Source organism: Alphaproteobacteria bacterium, assembly GCA_025800285.1.
In the GTDB taxonomy this organism is placed as follows: Bacteria; Pseudomonadota; Alphaproteobacteria; order JAOXRX01; family JAOXRX01; genus JAOXRX01.
This window is the reverse complement of sequence record JAOXRX010000107.1, coordinates 1-914: the sequence shown is the minus strand read 5'-3', so window position 1 is coordinate 914 and position 914 is coordinate 1. Positions and strand designations below refer to the sequence as shown.

Below are 914 nucleotides of genomic sequence, written 5' to 3'. Positions count from 1 at the left end.
ATCCTTGCAAATTGTGAAATATAACTGGAAGACTTATTGGTTTTCGACATGAAAGATTACATTGATTATGAGCTGCGCCTGGATATTCTCCAGTGAAATGACAATGATCTCTCACTTTACCATTTGATTTTTCATCTCTGGTAAATACTTCTTCACAAATATAACATGTTGAAGCAGATTGAAATTCTTTTTCTTCTTTATCAGACAAATTATAAGGTTTTGGTTTTTTATAATAATCTTTGTAAATTTTATGAGTTAATTTTACAACATGTTTGATAAACTTTTTGGAAATATCTTCATCTGGAGTTTTCTTTGTATAAACTATTGGTTCGAAATTGGTATTCATTCCATCCAAAGTTTTAAGATAAAGGCAGAAACCACTTGGCTCATGTTTCTGGTAAGTTTTTGTATATGATTTTTCTGGATTTGGTTGACAAGAATTAACAGGAATAGTAAAACATTCAAAATCAGCATATATTATGAAAGGAAGAGGAAGTTTTTTAAAATGGTGTTTGAATTTGATAATACTGTTTTTTTTGGTTGGCATTTTCACAACCACTGTTTCATTGTTGCCGCAATATGTAATATGCTTTTCAAGGAGATCTTCTTTAGTATAATGGGTAAGACACTTTTTACAAATATAAATTTTACTTGATCTATGAGAAGTGATTTGAGATCTAATCAATCTTGAAAAGTTTTTTATTAAAGAGTAATGTTGTTTTTCTCCATCTGAATGGAAAAAAAGATCCAAGGATTTTTGACAGTCTTTTTGGTTTATCCACAAAGGATATACTCTATTGTTATCATCAACTGAAAATACATTTATTCCTGGGAGATTGGGATTTTGATTTTCAAACCTTGGGATGTCTTTGCTTTGACGGGGAACAGATCGGAGAGCACACGTCTGAACTCCA

Annotated in this window: 1 protein-coding gene; it reads right to left on the bottom strand. The window is 30.5% G+C overall.

Translation table 11 applies throughout. The features are described from left to right. Positions 1-751 (bottom strand): hypothetical protein (locus tag OIF36_05660; protein MCV6599939.1); only part of this gene is annotated, 751 nt, incomplete at its 3' end. Positions 752-914 lie beyond the last annotated feature (163 nt).